This window comes from Rhizobium sp. Leaf321 (genome assembly GCF_001423215.1).
GTDB lineage: Bacteria > Pseudomonadota > Alphaproteobacteria > Rhizobiales > Rhizobiaceae > Neorhizobium > Neorhizobium soli.
The window spans coordinates 81,744-99,534 of record NZ_LMOF01000007.1 but is presented as its reverse complement, the minus strand read 5'-3'; the positions used below and the strand labels follow the sequence as shown (position 1 = coordinate 99,534).

The following is a 17,791-nucleotide window of genomic DNA, read 5'->3' as shown; positions in this document are numbered from 1 at the left end:
CTCGACCGGGCTCATTCGGCGGTCCCTGCCTTTAGAGGCAACGTCTCGGCCTTCGGCCGTCCGGGTCCCTTTCTGAGATAGATCGTCTGGAAAGCGCCATCCTGGCGAATCTCGAGCTGTCCTTCGCGCACCAGTTCCAACGAGGCCGCAAAGGCGCTGGCAGTCGCAGTGACGCGATCCTGCGGCGGCAGATAAGGCAGAAGGTACTGCTGCAGGGCCGTCCAATCGCCGATCTCGCCCAGCATGCGGTTGAGAAGGTCCCTCGCCTCAACCAGCGACCAGACCTTGCGGCGTTCGATCGTGACATGGGTGATGGCGTTGCGCTGCCGGAGATTGGCGTAGGCCGACAACAGGTCGTAGAGCGATGCGTCATAGGCCGACGGCCTGTGCTGCGGGATATGCTCCGGTGCCCCACGTGCAAAAATATCGCGACCGAGTCGGTTACGGTTGACGAGCTGGGCTGCTGCATCGCGGATCGCTTCCAGCCGTTTCAACCGGAAGGCAAGCGTTGCCGCCAGTTCCTCGCCGGTCGGGCCGTCGTCGATCTTGATCTGCTTGGGGATCAGCAACCGCGACTTGAGATAGGCGAGCCAAGCTGCCATCACGAGATAGTCGGCCGCCAGTTCGATCCGGACGCGCCGCGCGCTGTCGACGAATGTGAGATACTGCTCGGCGAGTGCCAGGACCGAGATCCGCGACAGATCCACTTTCTGGCTGCGCGCAAGATGCAGCAGAAGATCGAGCGGTCCCTCGAAGCCCGCGACGTCGATCACCAGTGAAGGATCATCGATCGCCCGCTCGGTCACGTCTTGCCACATCTTGTCCATCGGAATGGCATTTTCAGCTTTTGTCATCGCCATTCCGATCCGTCTTCACTGTCGGCGGTCAGGCGACCCCAATCAGTCCGTGGAATTCGTCGCGAAGCGTGTCTTCCTGTGCATCATCAGCAACCGGGAAACCTTGCTCCACCGCTTTGGCACGTCGAAGCGCCTCGCCGCCAAGCGGGATCGCCTCGTTCACAACCGCCTTCATTTCGTCCATCAGGCCGTTGCAATGCAAGACGATATCACAACCGCCCCCAACGATTCTCGCCGCGCGCTCGCCGATCGTGCCCTTTAGGGCGTTCATCGAGCTGTCGTCGGACATCAGCAGGCCATCGAAGCCGATATGACCGCGAATGACATCCTCGATGACTTTCCGAGAAATCGTTGCCGGCTCTTCCGTGTCGATCGCGGTGAAGACGATATGCGCGCTCATCGCCATCAACTCGTTCTTGAGCGCCACGAAGGGCAGGAAGTCATGCGCTTCGAGTTCCGCCCGCGATGCCGATACGACCGGCAGTTCATGATGCGAATCGGCCAAGCCGCGGCCGTGGCCCGGGATGTGCTTCATCACAGGAAGCATGCCGCCAGCCTTGAGGCCATCGGCCGCAGCCTGCCCCATCTCGGACACCGTCTTCGGATCGAAGCCATAGGCCCGGTCGCCGATGACGTTGCTGGCGCCTTCCACCGGTACGTCCAGGACCGGCAGGCAGTCGACGTTGATCCCGAGCTTCATGAGATCGAAGGCGTGCAGCCGCGACATCAGCCATGCGGCGCGCAAGCCCATTTCACGGTCATTCTTGTAGAGAGACCCTAAGGCGGCAGCCGAGGGATAACGCTCGATCATTGGCGGACGGATACGCTGAACGCGGCCACCCTCCTGGTCGATCAGGACAGGCGCATCCGGACGGCCGACCGTGTCACGCATGGCTGCCACCAGATCGGTGATCTGGGCCGGCTCGACACAGTTGCGGGCAAAGAGAATGAAACCCCAGGGACGCTCATCCCGGTAGAGCAGGATTTCGTCCTGGGTAAGCTGCGGGCCGCTGGAGCCCAGGATCATCGCTTTCGATTCAGTCATGTTCGATCCTAGAATGCTGGGAGCAGAATAGAAAACGGGGCGCTGTGCGCCCCGTTCGATGGTTTCTCGTCAAAGATCTCAGCGAGCGACGAGGCAGGTGCCGCCGACACCGCGATACTTTTCGCAGAGTGCTACGGCTTCCGTCTTGCTGCCGGCCGGGATCCGAACGCGATAGAAGGTACCCTTGCCGGCGATTTCAGCAGCCTTGATATCGACCCCGCGCCCGCCGATCACGTTGCCGAACTTCGACGACAGGTTCTGGTAAGACCTCTGAGCGTCAGCCTGGGATGGCAGCGATGCGATCTGGATGACGTAGCCACCCTCGCCGACCGACGCGACCTGTGCATTGGCAGCGGCAGGAGTTGCCGAAACCGGCTGAACCTGTGCTGCGGGAGCGCGAACGTTGCCCTGATCGCTGACGGATGCGACGACATTGACCGGCTGCTGCGAAGGACGAACCTTCGGGACGGGCGCCTTCGCGACAGCAGCAGGTGCCGAAGTGGCCAGTGGCGCCATAGTGGCTGCCGTCATCGGCGCAGACGCCGGGATGATTTCGGCAACCGTGCTGGCAGCAGGTGCAGATGCGGCGATCGCAGCGGCCGGAGTGACTGGCTGGGCCAGTTCCGGAGACTTCACCGAAGCCGCCGGCATCTTGCCTGTATGCGCCGCAGCGAGCGCCGGAGCCGGCACTTCCTGTTCGACGAGCTTCCCATCCGGACGCACGATCATCGTCTTTACCCGACGCGGCGTAACGGTGAGAGGATCCTGTCCGCCCGTCGAAGCAACCTGCTGGCCCTGATCGGGTAGCAGACGTGCATCCTGGGTCTCGCCGGTATCGGTCGGATCGATATCGTTTTCGCCTTCGAGCGGAAGGCTTTCCGGCATCAGCGTCTTTTGAACGACATCGACCGGCTGCTCTTCGCTGGAGATCAGCGCTTCCTGCTTCGGCGTTTCGGATGCAGCGCCGGCAACGCGGTCGTAAACAGCCTTGTCCTGATTCGGAACGGTCTTGCCACCCGGATTTTCCGGGACAACCTTTACCGGATCGGTATCGGCTGCGATGACGACCGGCTCGCCGCCCATCATCCGCGAAGGTCCGCTACCCAGCATCGTGTAGGCACCTGCGCCAGCAACGACCAGGACGCCGACAACGGCGATGGGAAGAAGCCACGTCCGGGACGCCGACCGGGGCGAACGCTGGTCGAGGTCGTTTTCGTATCCGTTGAGATCGCTGTCATGGTCGTTGGCCGGAAGCGGCGCGACAAGGCTGCGACGGAAGTCTTCTTCCAGGGCCCGCTCGAAATCGTCGAGGTCGGGGTAAGCGCTGCCCGATGTCTGCCGAGGCTGCTCTGGGAAATTGCCGGCAGCGACGGAAGCCGGGGCAGCCGCCTCCTGATGCCGCGGTGCCGGAGCAGTCTGCGACGTCGGGTTTACCAAGAGCGCCGCGAGTTCTGCATCGATATCGATATCGTACTCGGACGCGTAGGCAGGCTCTTCTTCCGGCTGCTCGACCGGCAGGTCCGGCACGTTGAGATCGGCGATCGCCTCGACATGCTCTTCCGATTCGGAAATCATCGCCGCATCGAACGGCATTTCCGCTTCGACGACGGCGACTTCTTCTTCCGGCTCAGGCGCTGCTGCAACGATGGGTGCTGCTGCAGCCGCGGGCGTCGAGACGGCGGCAGGGATTGCCGCGGCAGGTGCCACCGGCTGAACGGAGTTTTCCGCCACCACGATGTCGGCTAGATCGAGTTCGAGATCGTCAAGCGCCAGTTCGAAGTCTTCGTCGGCGAAAGGATCGAAGTCATCTGCCAGGTCGGCGACGGGTGCCGCCTGCTGAACAGTCGGCGTTGGAACCGGCGTCGGGATCACGGGCGCCGCCACAGCGGCAACGATCGGAGCGACGGCGATTGGCTGCGGCTTGGAGACCGGAGCCTGCGGCAGTTCGAGTTTCGGCTCGGCGCGAACAGTCGCAGGAGCTTCCTGGCTGACCGGGAAACGGGCAACGTCATAAACCAGCTCGTCAAGCGGCGAAAATTTCTGCGCCTCCAAAGTGGGCTGGACGACCTCTTTCACAGCGACCGGTTCAGCCGCGCGAGGCTGTTCAACCGGGGCAGCAACGGCCTTTGGCTGGACAACCGGCGGCTTTTCGACGGGGCGTTCCAGCGGCGTGACACCGGCATTCAGACCGAAATTCGCAAGCGGCATGCGGAAGCCCGGCGTGTAACCGGTGCTCTTGCGGGGTTCAGCCCGAACAGGCTCCGGCGCCGAAACCATGGGAGCTGCAGCGACTGGCTCGGCTGCAACGGCGAACGAGCTCTCCAGCTCAGACGCGAGATCAAAAGCGTCAACCGACGGTTCCTGCCTGGACTGAGTCGCAGGCTGATAGTCATCGGCGCCCTCTACCTCCGCACGGAGTGTCGGAAGGCCATGGAAATTTGACGGGTCGAAATTCGGCTCGGCCGGTGCACGGTGAGCATCGACGGCAGGGGAAACAGCTTCCGCCTCTGCAGGTGCTGCACCAAATGGATCGACGGAAAATTCCGGAGCATCGAAAGGGTTGAGATCTTCCTGCTTCTGCGACACCACCGACTGGACCGGCTGTTCGAAAACCGGCTCGCGTTCGATGGGAGGCTCATAGGAAATAGAAGGCGCAGCCTGATAGCCGTGATCGACCGGCAAAGGCGCCTCCACGCGGGAAGGCTTGGCGTCGAGCGGGATATCGTTGACCGGATCAATCCGCGGAGTATCGTATTGCTCGAATTCCCGCAGCAACTCGTCTTCGAGATTGAAGGCCGGCTCGCGGCGGGCAGATGCCGCCATTGGCGCAGAACCCACGGAAGGGGCAGCCGGATTAGCGACTGTCCGTTCCTCGTAGCCTACGATGCGAGCGAGCTCTGCCAGAGGATCGCCGTCAGCAAAAAATTCCGGGGCGTCATTCCGGCTACGCGCTAGGTTGTTGTCCGCCATTCGCTCGTCCACTCACCACCATTACAACTCATCTGCCAGTGCAATGTGGGGAAATGAGGGCGTTTCTACCGCATTTCCTCAGGTGCCGCTGTACCTGTGATTGCAAGTCCCGACTTCAGGACACAGGCGACTGCGTGCACCAGTCCAAGCCTGGCAATGCTCAATTGTCGGTTTTTATCGTTAACAAACCGTAATTCCGGTTGGTCCTTGCCCTTATTCCAGTGAGCATGGAAGAAACTGGCCAGATCATAGAGGTAAAATGCGAGCCTGTGCGGCTCCTGGGCCAGAGCTGCAGCTTCGACGATTCGCGGATATTCCGCAAGCTTCGCGACCAGCTGAAGCTCGCTCTTGTCGGTGATTTCGCCAATGTTTTCAGCGAAATCGAGCGCCTCTGTATCCAGACCCGGAAACGCCTCCCTTGCCTGGCGGAAGATCGACATGCAGCGGGCGTGGGCATACTGGACATAAAAGACAGGGTTGTCTTTCGACTGCTCGGTCACCTTGGCAAAATCGAAATCGAGCGGCTCCGAGCTCTTCCGGTAGAGCATCATGAAGCGAACTGAGTCGCGACCGACCTCGTCCACGACGTCACGCAGGGTCACGAAGTCGCCGGAGCGCTTCGACATCTTGACCGGCTCGCCGTTGCGGTAAAGCTTGACGAGCTGGCAGAGAAGAACAGTGAGCTTTGACTTGCCTTCGGAGACGGCTCGCGCCACGGCCTCGAGCCGCTTGACGTAGCCACCGTGGTCGGCACCGAGCACGTAGATCATCTCATCGTAGCCGCGGTCGAACTTGTCCTTGAAGTAGGCAACGTCGGCGGCGAAATAGGTGTAGCTGCCGTCCGACTTGATCAGCGGACGATCGATATCGTCGCCGACTTCGGTCGAGCGGAACAGCGTCTGGTCGCGGTCTTCCCAGTCTTCGGGAAGCTGACCCTTCGGCGGCGGCAGCTTGCCCTTGTAGACATGGCCCTTGAACGTCAGGTCGTTGATCGCTGCACGGATGCGCTGCGCGCCGTCCGCATGCAGCGTGCGCTCGGAATAGAACACGTCGTGATGCACGTTGAGGGCTTCGAGATCTTCGCGGATCATGGCCATCATCGCGTCGATGGCCTTCTCCTTGACGATCGGCATCCACTCGTCTTCGGGCATGGCATGCAGCCGGGGACCGTATTCAGCGGCCAGAGCCTGCCCGACCGGGACGAGGTAGTCGCCCGGATAGAGGCCAGCCGGAATCTCACCGACTGCTTCGCCCAACGCCTCGCGGTACCGGATGAAGACCGAGCGGGCCAAAACGTCGATCTGGCTGCCAGCGTCGTTGATGTAGTATTCCTTGGTGACGTCATAGCCGGCAAAGGCCATCAGATTGGCGAGCGCATCGCCCACGACAGCGCCGCGGCAATGACCGACATGCATCGGCCCCGTCGGATTGGCCGAGACATACTCGACGTTTGCCTTGCGACCGGCACCGACATCCGAGCGGCCGTAGTCCGTCCCTTGCGCGATCATCTTGGCGAGCATCTGCTGCCAGTATCCGGTGGAAAGCCTGATATTGATGAAGCCGGGACCGGCAACGGAGACTTCCGAAATATCCGCGTCGCCACGCAACGCTTCGGCGATGATCTCGGCGAGCGCGCGCGGGTTGGTGCCGAGAGGCTTGGCAAGCACCATCGCTGCATTGGTCGCGACGTCGCCATGGCTCTGATCGCGCGGAGGCTCGACCGTGAGGCGTCCGAAATCAACCGCACTTCGATTTTCTCGAATGATTTCGAGAGTTTCTAGCGCATTCTTAATTCTATTGTCGAATTCGGCAAAAAGATTCATATGTTTACATCCGCTCAAAGTGTTTTGGGCGGGCCCCTCGAAGCCATTGGTGTCGGGCAGGCCCTAGCGCAAATCAGGAGTCTGGTCAAACAACTCGGCATGGACGCGGGTTGCGTAGGTGTCGGTCATACCGGCAAGATAATCTGCAACGTGGCGCGCACGGGCCGCCTCCGGGACGCCGTTCATCTGCTTGACCCAGTAGTGGCCTTTCATCAGCGCCGGGTCGTCCATGTAGCGATGGAACAGGTCGACGACGATCTGCGAGGCGCCGGCCCGGATGCGCATGATTTCGGGGTGCCGGTAGATCCGGGAGAACAGCACTCGTTTGATCTGCTTGTCGGTCTGCGCCATCTCGTTGGAGAAGGTCGAGATCACCCTTCCCGCCATGCGCACATCTTGTGCGCTCTCGGGTGCAAGCTCTCTAAGGTTCTTCTGGGAGACCGCGATAACGTCCTCGACCATGTGGGTGATCTGGCGGCGCGTCACTTCGTAGGCAAAGCGGGTCGGGTCCAGATTGGGGTATTTCGTCCTCACTTCCTGCATCAGTCCGGCGAGGAACGGCACCTCCTCCAGCATATCGAAAGTGAGCAGGCCAGAGCGAAGCCCGTCGTCGATATCGTGGGTGTTGTAGGCAATGTCGTCGGAAATCGCCGCGACCTGGGCCTCCAGGCTGGCATAGCTCGAAAGCTCGAGATCGTGCAGGAGGCAGTAGTCGCGGATCGGCTGCGGCAAAGGACCGTGGGAACCCTCGCTGCCGTCGGCCATCATCAAAGGGCCATTGTGCTTGACGAGACCCTCAAGCGTTTCCCATGTCAGGTTGAGACCGTCGAACTCCGCGTATCGCCGCTCAAGCTTGGTGACGATCCGCAGCGACTGGGCATTGTGGTCGAACCCGCCATATGGCTTCATCAGCTCATCGAGCGCATCCTCACCCGTATGTCCGAAGGGGGTGTGGCCAAAATCGTGAACGAGCGCGACGCCTTCTGCCAGATCTTCATCCAGCTTCAGGGCACGGGCCAGCGCGCGGGCCACCTGCGCCACTTCGATCGTATGGGTCAGCCGCGTTCGGTAATGGTCGCCGTCAGGACTGATAAACACCTGTGTTTTATGCTTGAGCCTGCGAAACGCCGTCGTATGGACGATACGGTCACGATCGCGCTGAAACTCCGAGCGCGTCAGGCTGCTCGCTTCGGGAAACAGGCGGCCCCGCGAGGCCCAGGGATTGGATGCATATAACGCACGCTCGCCCCCACCGAAACCAAGTACCCCCGTATCGATCGCCATAACCGTCCTTAATGCCTCAAGCGTGCCCGCGTGTTGTCGTGTATGGGTACGCCCCATTGACGCGCCGTTCAGGTCTTCATACCTATAGTGTTGCCGTGTGCAACGGCAGTGACATCCATCTTCGAGTTATCAGGGTGCCTTTACCCAAGACTCACCGGGCCTTTACCCCGGCAGGAGACCATTGAAATGACGATGAACGTAACTCTCTCCGATGCTGCAGCCAAGCGGATCGCCCAAATCGTTGCGGCAGAATCTGAAAAGCAGTCTCTGCGTGTTTCTGTTGAAGGCGGCGGCTGCTCCGGTTTCTCCTACAAGTTCGACCTCGCAGGCGCGCCGGAAGCAGATGACGTGGTGATCGCCAACGGCGATGCCAAGGTGCTGATCGACAGCCTGTCCATCGTCTACATGGAAGGTTCAGAGATCGACTTCGTCGATAATCTGCTTGGCCAGTCATTCCAGATCAAGAATCCGAACGCGGTCGCAAGCTGCGGCTGCGGTACCAGCTTCTCCATCTAAGATCTTCCGGTCGTCCCGATCAGATTGCCACTCGACCCTTCCCATCAGCTTGTCTTTCGCTAAAAGGATAGGCTGAAGACGGAAGGACGACAGCAATGAAGATTGCCACCTGGAACATCAACGGCGTCAAGGCGCGGATCGATAATCTGCGTCAATGGCTTGCCGACTCGTCGCCTGACATCGCCTGCCTCCAGGAGATCAAATCCGTCGACGAAGGCTTTCCGCGGCTAGAGATCGAATCGCTCGGCTATCATGTCGAGACACACGGCCAGAAGGGCTTCAACGGGGTGGCGATCCTGTCGAAGATAAAACCCGACGAAGTGATGCGCGGTCTACCCGGTGCCGTCGGTCCCGACGGACAAATTGACGAGCAATCGCGCTACATCGAATGCGTCTTTTCCGTTCAGGGCGGCGTGATCCGCGTTGCGTCGATCTACCTGCCCAACGGCAACCCGTCCGATGACCCGGTCAAGTACCCGTACAAGCTTGCCTGGATGGAACGGCTGCGGCTGCATGCCCAGCAATGCTTGGCACTCGAGGAGCCGCTGATACTTGCCGGCGACTACAACGTCATTCCCGAACCGCACGATTGTTTCGATCCGGCCGCATGGGCGACAGATGCGCTCTTCCTGCCGAAAACGAGGGCGGCATTCCGTGCGCTCGAAAATCTTGGCCTGACGGACGCCGTTCGCGCAACCACGGATGCCGCCAAGCTCTATACGTTCTGGGATTATCAGGCGGGCGCCTGGCAGAAGAACAACGGCATCCGCATCGATCATCTGATGCTGTCGCCGGAAGCTGCCGACCGGTTGAAGGCGACTGTCATCGAGAAGCATGTGCGCGGATGGGAAAAACCGTCCGACCATGTCCCGGTCGCCGGGATTTTTGATTTCGCGCCGGTCTGAGCGGTTTTTGTCCCTGATCGCCCGGATCTAACAGGAAGCAGCGGACGCCGCTTCCTCAGTCCATACCCTTGGCAAACTCATGCGAAAGCGCGATCGCACCGCGACGGTCTTCCTCGCTTGCCATAGAAAAAGCCTGCTCCTGCAAGGGCTCCATCCAGATACAGTCCTTCGTGCTGCACTTGTCGAGTGCAGCCGTCAGGAAGGCGAGACCGCGGACCGTCTGTCCCTCGTCGAACAGGATGTTGCCGAAAACGGCCATGGCGCCCGGATGGCCGCTCTTGCGGGCTTGGTTCAGCCACTTCTTCGCCTGCTGAAGGTTTGGCGATCCGCCCTCGCCTGCAAGAATCATCTTGGCAAGCTGGAACTGCGCCTCCGCGACACCGAAGGTCGAAGCGACCTGAAAATAGATCTGCCGCGCCTGGGCAAGATCGGGCTTCACCGGTGTATCGGGGATGCCGCGGCGATAGTAGGTCGCAAGCGACAGAAGCGCGTTGACAAAAAAACCGGTATCTTCCGAGCCGGGTTCGACGCCCTGCGTGGCGATCTCGTTATAGATCTTGAACGCCTCGAGATCGTTCTTCGTGACGCCATCGCCGAAGGCGTACATGTTCGCCAATGCCCAGCGGGAACCGGTATGTCCCTTCTCGGCGGCATAGCGATACGCTTCGACCGCGTCTTCCTTCTGGCCGTTCTTGTGGGCCTTGAAGCCGAACTTGAAGAGGTCGAAGGGACCCGATTCCTTGGTCACGCCGGATTGGATGTCGAACGCAGCTGCCGAGCCCACCACAGCCGAGGTGAGCGACACGCCAAGAAGCAATACTTTCATGGACACAATGCCAAACTTCGACATGTTTCAGTTTCTTCCCATACACCCGGAAGTCATAGAGCTTGCCATCTCCGACCGATTGCACGGCCCGATCAGCCAACCGGCGATCAGCGAGACGCCAGCTATCGCTGCCGTTCTAGAATGGAAACTGTACGTCCCGTTTTCGGCAAGAGTAGGACCTGCCGGCAAAACGCGCCGAAGTTGTGCGCGGCGATCCGATCCGCCTGCGACAACGCGGCCAAAGCCCCGTATTCTATTGAAAAACCCGCCCATGGTACTCCAATTCACACGCGCCGCCCCCGCGGTCCGTGTCCGTTATTCCTTTACCGCTGCTCCCTGTTTGTGGCGGGAAATGGACAAAATCTCCGTTGTTCGCCGACCCGCTCATCGTGGCACAAGACTGTTGCCAAATCGTCACAAATTCGGAGGGGTCGGCGAAAACGCGCCACAAACGAAAAAGCCCGGCTCGAACCGGGCTTTTGCTAATTAGTAACTGTTTTCAGAACTTTACCTTCAACGACGTAGAAAGTGCTGCAACCAGGTCGTTATCATATTCGTAGCTCGCTTCGTCGCCGACCGGGATGCCGTCAATGGACGATGCGCTGGACTCGCCACCCGTCAGGATGCCGAGCACGCCGCCAACGCGAATCTCGACGTGCTGGGTCGGGGCATAGGAAACGCCGGCGCTGAATAGCCAGGTATCTGTCTGCGTTCCGAATTCCTGCGACGTGCCGCGATCCCAGGTGAGGCTCAGAGCCCCACTCCACTGTTCGTTGAACTTGTGGCCGATGCCGCCGGTGATCGTCCAGCCGTCGCGATAGCCGAGATCGAGTGATGTGATCTCGACGCCGTTGTTGTAGAACGGGATACGCTGCAGCTGGCTCCAGTCCGTCCACTTGACCGAACCGAAAGCAAGCCAGTCCGGTGCGATACCCGACTGAAGCTTCAGCTCGAGGGCATCCGGCATAGCAGTCGAGCCCTCAACCGGCACGACGGTACCGGCGTAGACGCTGCCGACCGGGACCTGCGTCAGATCGACCGTACCGGTGACCTCGTCGAGCTTCACCTGACTATAATACATCAGGCTCGCGCGGAATGCGTATTCCGGGATTTCGTAGGCCGCACCGGCACGCCAGCCCCAACCGTCGCCTTCCAGGTCCAGACGACCAACACCGCTGAACGCGAAGCCAAGCGCTTCAGGGGCGATCAACAGCCGTTCCTTGAAGCCATCCATGCGCAGATAGTTCGCGCCGCCGATCAGGCGAAGCTGGCCTGGGCCGGCATCGAAGCGGTAGGAACAGGTGGCTGCGTAGTTGTCGCTGTCGACCTTCGTCTCGATGTTGTCGTTGGCACCCGCCCAGTTGGCGCCGGGATTGGTATGCGCACCATAGGGCTGAGAATAGTCGAACATGCAGTCGACGGAATCGCCGATACCCGCCTTGATGCCGATCCGCGGCGACCAGTAGCTCTCGCTGTCGTCAGCAGTGCTCGAATAGGAATAGCCGGGTGTCGTGCTGAGGTTGCCGTCCGGTCCGGTGATGGTGTCTTGCGCGTTTTTCAGCTTCCGCTGCGGCATGACGTAGGTTGCCGTCGCTTCGGCGGCATAGGGCGACCTGTCAAACAGAAGGTCGATATTGTATCCCCCACGTTCCAGTCCGCCCGCTAACGCTGGCGAATAAACGCTCCATCCAGCCATCAGAACAAAGGCGCCCTTGGCGATGTAATTGCTTTGCATCTCGTCTCCCACTCCCAGGCAAGTCATTGAGACAATTCTAAATACTCTGCCCAAAATAACAACTTTCGGCTGTCCCCGATCTTGCGCTGCAAAACGGTCGCTAATTTACGTAAGCGGAGGAACAATCGCCACCGAATCGGTGGTTGGGAACAAAATTACCTAATCTGGGGCCGTACCGTAGCTGGAATTAGAACACCATCCCGCATGGGCGCGGCGATGTGACAATGCGGCAACATTGCGGCTTTCTCCCGTTGTGCATGTGCACGCAAACGGAACTTCTGGGTCGAAGCGCAGCGAAAAGCCGCGGTCACAGGACCGCGGCTTTCAGAGATTCGTTCGTTGGCGCCGGCCTAGAGCACGGCGGAGACCTTGGTCATCAGCCGGCTTCGATGACCCGCTGCAGAGCGATCTTGAGGCTTTCGAGCTGACCTTCCAGCTCGGCATGGCGCTCCCGGTCAGCGGCAACCACGTCCGGATCGGCATTGGCAATGAACTTCTCGTTGGAGAGCTTCTTGCCGAGACGGTCCTTTTCCTGCTCGTTCTTGACGATCGCCTTCTCGATTCGGGCCTTCTCCGTGCCGAGATCGATCAGGTTGCCGAGCGGCAGGCAGGCCGTCGCCTCGCCGACGATGATCTGTGCCGCACCCTTCGGGGCGACGTCAGCTGTCGAGATGCTCTCGACACGCGCGAGCCGGCAGATTGCCGCCTCGTGACGCGCGAGCCGCGACGAGGTGACCGCATTGGCACCAACCATGATGAGCGGTGCTGTCGCCGATGGCGGGACGTTCATTTCGGACCGTGCAGAGCGGAGACCGGATACCAGATCGACAAGCCAGTTGATCTCGTCGGCAGCGTCAGCGTCCGCAAAACCGGAGACCGGCCAGTCGCCATGGGCGAGCAATCCGTCACGGGCTGCCGTGTGAGCCCAGAGCTCCTCGGTCATGAACGGCATGAACGGGTGGAGAAGCGCGTAGCTCTGCTCCAGGACATAGGCCATGCAGGCCTGCGCCTCGGCCTTGGCGGCTTCATCCTCGCCCATGAAGATCGGCTTCAACAGCTCGACATACCAATCGCAAACCTGGTTCCAGACGAAGCGGTAGAGCGAAGCGGCAGCCTCGTTGAAGCGCTGCGTCTCGATCGCGGTGGTAACGTCAGAAACGGTCTTCGACAGTTCCGTGAGGATCCAGCGATTGACGGTCAGCTTGGCATTCTTTGGATCAAAGCCCGCATCACGCTTGACGCCGTTCATCTCCCCGAAGCGCGTTGCGTTCCAGACCTTCGTGCCGAAGTTGCGGTAGCCGGCGATACGGGCCGGATCGAGTTTCACATCGCGACCCTGTGCCGCCATGATGGCCAGCGTGAACCGCAGCGCATCGGCGCCGTATTCGTCGATCAGGTCGAGCGGATCGATGACGTTGCCCTTCGACTTCGACATCTTCTGGCCGTTCTTGTCGCGAACCAGCGCATGAACGTAGATCGTGTGGAACGGCTCGACAGGCTCGCCTTCCGCATCCTTCATGAAATGCATGCCCATCATCATCATCCGGGCAACCCAGAAGAAGATGATGTCGAAGCCGGTGACGAGAACGCTGGTCGGGTAATAGCGCTCCAGTTCCGGCGTCTTGTCCGGCCAGCCCAGCGTCGAGAAGGGCCACAGTGCCGACGAGAACCAGGTGTCGAGCACGTCCTCGTCGCGGATCAGGATCTCGCCAGGCTTGAAGTTCTCGAGCTTCTCCTGAACCCAGGCCTTCCATGGGCCTTCGTGTGCCAGATAATGCTGGATGGCCGCGTCGAGTGCTTCTTCCTCGGACTTTTCGACGAAGCACTGACCATCAGGACCGTACCAGGCAGGAATCTGATGTCCCCACCAGAGCTGGCGCGAAATGCACCAGGGCTCGATATTTTCCATCCAGTCGAAATAGGTCTTTTCCCAGTTCTTCGGGACAAAGTTGGTGCGGCCTTCGCGAACCGAAGCAATCGCCGGTTCTGCCAGCGTCTTGGCGTCGGCGAACCACTGATCCGTCAGCATCGGCTCGATGACGACGCCGGAGCGGTCGCCGAACGGCTGCATGATCTTCTTTGCCTCGACATACGGAATGTCGTTGCCTTCGCTGTCCTTGACGGTAACGGCAAGGCCCTCGGCATTGATCGTCTCGATGATCTTCTTGCGGGCGACCATGCGGTCGAGGCCGCGATACTCTTCCGGAACCAGATTGATCTCGTCGATATCGGCTTCGCCCGGCAGTTCGCCGGACTTGGCGATCTCCAGCGCCTTGGCCGCATAGACAGAATAAGCGTCGCCATCGTCGCGCATCGAGGCGGTGGTATCCATCAGGCGATAGAGCGGGATCTTGTTGCGCTTGGCGACCTGGTAGTCGTTGAAGTCATGCGCGCCGGTGATCTTGACCGCGCCCGAGCCGAAATCCGGTTCCGGATATTCGTCAGCGATGATCGGGATCAGGCGGCGATGCTCCTTCGGGCCGACAGGGATTTCGCACAGCTTGCCGATGATCGGCGCATAGCGCTCGTCCGACGGATGGACGGCAACCGCACCATCACCCAGCATGGTTTCGGGACGCGTCGTGGCGATCGAGATATAATTGCGCTCTTCGGAAAGCACGATATTCCCGTCCGCATCCTTCTCGACATAGGTATAGGTCTCGCCGCCGGCCAGCGGGTATTTGAAGTGCCACATGTGGCCTTCGACTTCCCTGGACTCAACTTCAAGATCGGAGATCGCCGTTTCGAACTTCGGATCCCAGTTGACCAGCCGCTTGCCGCGGTAGATCAGGCCTTCCTTATAGAGCGTGACAAAGACTTCGAGAACGGCCTTGGACAGACCCTCGTCCATGGTGAAGCGTTCGCGCGACCAGTCGCAGGATGCGCCGAGGCGCTTCAACTGGTTGAAGATCAGGCCGCCCGACTCTTCCTTCCATTCCCAGACGCGCTCGACAAAGGCCTCGCGGCCCATCTCGCGACGGCCGGGAAGCTTTCGCTCGGCCAGCTGGCGCTCGACGACCATCTGCGTGGCAATGCCCGCATGGTCCATGCCCGGCTGCCACAGCACGTCCTTGCCGCGCATGCGCTCGAAGCGGACCATGATATCCTGCAGCGTGTTGTTGAGCGCGTGCCCCATGTGCAGCGAGCCGGTCACATTCGGCGGCGGGATGACGATGGTGAAGCTTTCCGCACCAGGCTTTGCGTTGGCACCGGCACGGAAGGCGTCCGCATCGTCCCAGGCTTTGGCGATCTTCGGTTCGACGGCGGCGGAATCGTAGGTCTTTTCGAGCATTTCCTGACCCGTTTTTCTTTTTGAATGAGATGGTGCGGTGTTAAAGACGTGGAGGCCGTGAAGTCAATAAAAAAGCCGCCCCGGTTGGAGCGGCCTTGATGACAGGCATTGGAGGCGATTTAGCGACGCGGGCCGCGGGCGACGCGCTCGATTTCCTCGCGCACGAGACGCTCCACCAGTGTCGGCAGGTTGTCGTCCAGCCATTCCTGCAGCATCGGACGCAGCATTTCCTGCGCCATATCCTCGACAGAGCGACGCTCGAGCCCATCGAAGACGGCTGCAAGTTCGTTGAACGATTTTGTCACCTGCGCGCCCGCTTCGACCGAAAGGAGCGTTGCAGCGGCCTCCTCGATCATCGCAGGAAGATTTTCCTGTTGAGCCGGTTGCGCCTTCGGTGCCGGCTGTTCGACCGGCTCGGACATCTCCGGCTGCTGCGCGACTGCCGGTTGCGGCTTCAGCGCTGGAATGGGCGATGGTCCTGCAGGCTCGACGTCTTTCGCCATAGGGGTCTCGATCGGCTTGGATACCATTGCCGCAGGCCTTGTTTCGAGAGGGGCGATGGTGTCACGCAGCGCGACGTCGGCAAAGGCCGAGATTGCAGCGGATGCCTTCTCGGCTGCGGGCATCGACAGGCGCGGCGCCGGTGCCGGGCGGCTCATCGCATTTTCCTGCTGGCGGGCCGAAGCGGCGCGGACGCGGGCCGCAACGTCGGCAAGCGAGAGCGAGCGCTCACCCGATGATGAAATCTCAGGGTCGACTGTCGATGCGGAAACAGGCTTGGGTGCGTCGTTTGCAGATGCGGGGGCGTAGGGTTCCGACTGGAACGGCATCGGGGCCGGTGAATGGGCACGAAGAGGAAGGCCCGGGTCGTTTGCAGCGATGCCAGCGGCAAGATCGGACGCAAAGTCCGTATCGTCGATATCGTCGATCAGATCGTCATCCGCATAGGGCGAACGCGATGCCTGATCTGGTGAACCCTCGCCGACCGGCTCGTTGCTTTCGATGATCCGGCGGATCGAAGCCAGGATCTCTTCCATTGACGGTTCACGCGCTACACTTGGCTGAGCCATTTTCATCCCCGTTCTCGCCGACTGGGTGCCAGGTCGGCAGACGACCTCTTTTCAAAGGTCTGATTCGTTTTCACTTTACGAACCTCGTCTCGCGATACAACGACGGGCGCATCAACGACTCTAGCGATACACAGATTTGTTGCCGACGTGAATCCCCGCTGCCGATTTGTATCGCGCTGGAAAAACAAAAAGGAGGCCAAGGCCCCCTTTCTAAACTTCGCAAATCGTCAGCAAGCCGATTTTAGAATACGAAATCCTTCGCGCGGCGGAATCCCGGCAACGGTTTGATCGACGCGTTAAAGTGAGCGCTTTTTGACAGTGCACCCTGCTCTTTGACGAAGAGCGTCGCCTGCGCGGCATTTCCGTATCCGAGAACGGCGACCAGACGCCCGCCATCCTTGAGCTGCGCACTAAGTTCAGCCGGCACGTCTTCGATCGAGCCGGCAATGAAGATGACATCGTAAGGGCCCTGGTTCGCAACGCCTTTTTCCATGTCGCCCGTGACGACAGTCACGTTGTGGGCGCCCGCGAGGTTGGCGATTGCCTGCTCGGCGAGCGCTTCATCGGATTCGATCGACACGACCGATTTCGCGAGAAGCGACAAAAGCGCAGAAATGTATCCGCTGCCTGTGCCGACCTCGAGCACCGTATCCGACTTGGTAATCGCAGCCAACTGCAAAAGCTTGGCCAGAGGCGAGGCTTCCATAAGGAAGCGACCGGGACAGATTTCAACATCGTTGTCGATATAGGCCAGTGACTTCGACTTGGCCGGAACAAAGTTTTCGCGCTGTACCGTGAGAAACGCCTGAAGCACGGAATGTGCCGTCACGTCTGTCGTGCGGATCTGGTTCTCGACCATCTTCACACGGGCTGCTTCGAAATCAATCATGTCATCTGCCTCACAGCGCCGGCGTACCGGCCAATCCTTCAGCCGTGTTACTTGCCTCTCGCTGCGCTTTCAAGATAGCGCGCGCATCGATTGGAAAAAACACGGTGATGCAGGCGCTCGTGCAACTCTTGCTTAGTGCAGGATAAGGGTCGGAAGCTCGCGCTTCTTGGCGAGGACGACATCGTGTCCGTAGGATTTGCGCAGGCTATGGCTGCGATCGAATGCCAACTGCTCGGCAGCACTCAGATGAAAGGCTCCATCTGCAAACGTGCCAGTCGCATCATCTTCGGTGACGGGTCTGTAGAGTGCGGTGATCAATCGGTTCAGCATTTTTCACTCCGTGGGCTTCGCTCACTAAAGTCGGAAGAGCTCGGTTCCGTTCCCCTGACCGCGAGGAATATTCGTGAAATATTTACCATAGGATCAACACAGCCAGATGACGCGAACACGCTGCATACAGCCTCCCCCGCAGGGGTATCTTCCGAGGACGCCGCGTTTTGCAGGCGCCCTTCATCACCGGTACAGACAGGCGCCGCTGACGAAGTGGATAAAAACGTCGAGGATTGAACAGAAGGGTAT

Annotated in this window: 13 protein-coding genes; 2 read left to right on the top strand and 11 right to left on the bottom strand. The window is 60.1% G+C overall.

The window, feature by feature from the left end; all coding sequences use genetic code 11:
- Positions 1 to 11 precede the first annotated feature (11 nt).
- The 5 genes from ASF70_RS13255 to ASF70_RS13235 all read right to left on the bottom strand — a co-directional run bounded on the left by ASF70_RS13255 (position 12) and on the right by ASF70_RS13235 (position 7,979).
- A complete protein-coding gene (locus ASF70_RS13255) occupies positions 12 to 860 on the bottom strand; it encodes a ScpA family protein (RefSeq protein WP_062457551.1) in 849 nt (282 codons plus the stop codon).
- A gap of 25 nt (positions 861 to 885) precedes the next feature.
- Positions 886 to 1,902, bottom strand: coding sequence for a beta-N-acetylhexosaminidase (nagZ, locus tag ASF70_RS13250; RefSeq protein WP_062580345.1), 1,017 nt, complete (start codon positions 1,900 to 1,902; stop codon positions 886 to 888).
- A 78-nt stretch (positions 1,903 to 1,980) separates the two neighbouring features.
- Positions 1,981 to 4,725, bottom strand: coding sequence for an SPOR domain-containing protein (locus ASF70_RS13245; RefSeq protein WP_244474037.1), 2,745 nt, complete (start codon positions 4,723 to 4,725; stop codon positions 1,981 to 1,983).
- 212 nt (positions 4,726 to 4,937) lie between these two features.
- A complete protein-coding gene (gene argS / locus ASF70_RS13240) occupies positions 4,938 to 6,695 on the bottom strand; it encodes an arginine--tRNA ligase (protein ID WP_062580341.1) in 1,758 nt (585 codons plus the stop codon).
- A 63-nt stretch (positions 6,696 to 6,758) separates the two neighbouring features.
- Positions 6,759 to 7,979 carry a deoxyguanosinetriphosphate triphosphohydrolase gene (locus ASF70_RS13235; RefSeq protein ID WP_062580339.1) on the bottom strand — a complete coding sequence of 407 codons (1,221 nt, stop codon included), beginning with the start codon at positions 7,977 to 7,979 and terminating at the stop codon, positions 6,759 to 6,761.
- 186 nt (positions 7,980 to 8,165) lie between these two features.
- On the opposite strand from ASF70_RS13235, the gene erpA reads away from it, so the two are divergent.
- Complete coding sequence (erpA, locus tag ASF70_RS13230) at positions 8,166 to 8,495, top strand: iron-sulfur cluster insertion protein ErpA (RefSeq protein ID WP_062580337.1); 330 nt, start codon at positions 8,166 to 8,168, stop codon at positions 8,493 to 8,495.
- A gap of 95 nt (positions 8,496 to 8,590) precedes the next feature.
- Complete coding sequence (xth, locus tag ASF70_RS13225) at positions 8,591 to 9,400, top strand: exodeoxyribonuclease III (RefSeq protein WP_062580336.1); 810 nt, start codon at positions 8,591 to 8,593, stop codon at positions 9,398 to 9,400.
- Between the two features lie 55 nt (positions 9,401 to 9,455).
- Here xth and exoR read toward each other — a convergent pair whose 3' ends face one another.
- The 6 genes from exoR to ASF70_RS13195 all read right to left on the bottom strand — a co-directional run bounded on the left by exoR (position 9,456) and on the right by ASF70_RS13195 (position 17,542).
- Positions 9,456 to 10,250 carry an exopolysaccharide production regulator ExoR gene (gene exoR / locus ASF70_RS13220; protein WP_062580334.1) on the bottom strand — a complete coding sequence of 265 codons (795 nt, stop codon included), beginning with the start codon at positions 10,248 to 10,250 and terminating at the stop codon, positions 9,456 to 9,458.
- Between the two features lie 475 nt (positions 10,251 to 10,725).
- Positions 10,726 to 11,961, bottom strand: a complete 1,236-nt coding sequence (locus ASF70_RS13215; protein ID WP_062580332.1) for an OmpP1/FadL family transporter — start codon at positions 11,959 to 11,961, stop codon at positions 10,726 to 10,728.
- Positions 11,962 to 12,337: 376 nt separating this feature from the next.
- A complete protein-coding gene (locus tag ASF70_RS13210) occupies positions 12,338 to 15,253 on the bottom strand; it encodes a valine--tRNA ligase (protein WP_062580330.1) in 2,916 nt (971 codons plus the stop codon).
- 119 nt (positions 15,254 to 15,372) lie between these two features.
- Complete coding sequence (locus ASF70_RS13205; protein ID WP_082471943.1) at positions 15,373 to 16,323, bottom strand: DUF2497 domain-containing protein; 951 nt, start codon at positions 16,321 to 16,323, stop codon at positions 15,373 to 15,375.
- Positions 16,324 to 16,564: 241 nt separating this feature from the next.
- A complete protein-coding gene (locus tag ASF70_RS13200; protein ID WP_062580328.1) occupies positions 16,565 to 17,212 on the bottom strand; it encodes a protein-L-isoaspartate O-methyltransferase in 648 nt (215 codons plus the stop codon).
- Positions 17,213 to 17,344: 132 nt separating this feature from the next.
- Positions 17,345 to 17,542: a hypothetical protein gene (locus ASF70_RS13195; RefSeq protein WP_062457584.1), complete on the bottom strand. Its 198-nt coding sequence runs from the start codon at positions 17,540 to 17,542 to the stop codon at positions 17,345 to 17,347.
- Between the last annotated feature and the right edge of the window lie 249 nt (positions 17,543 to 17,791).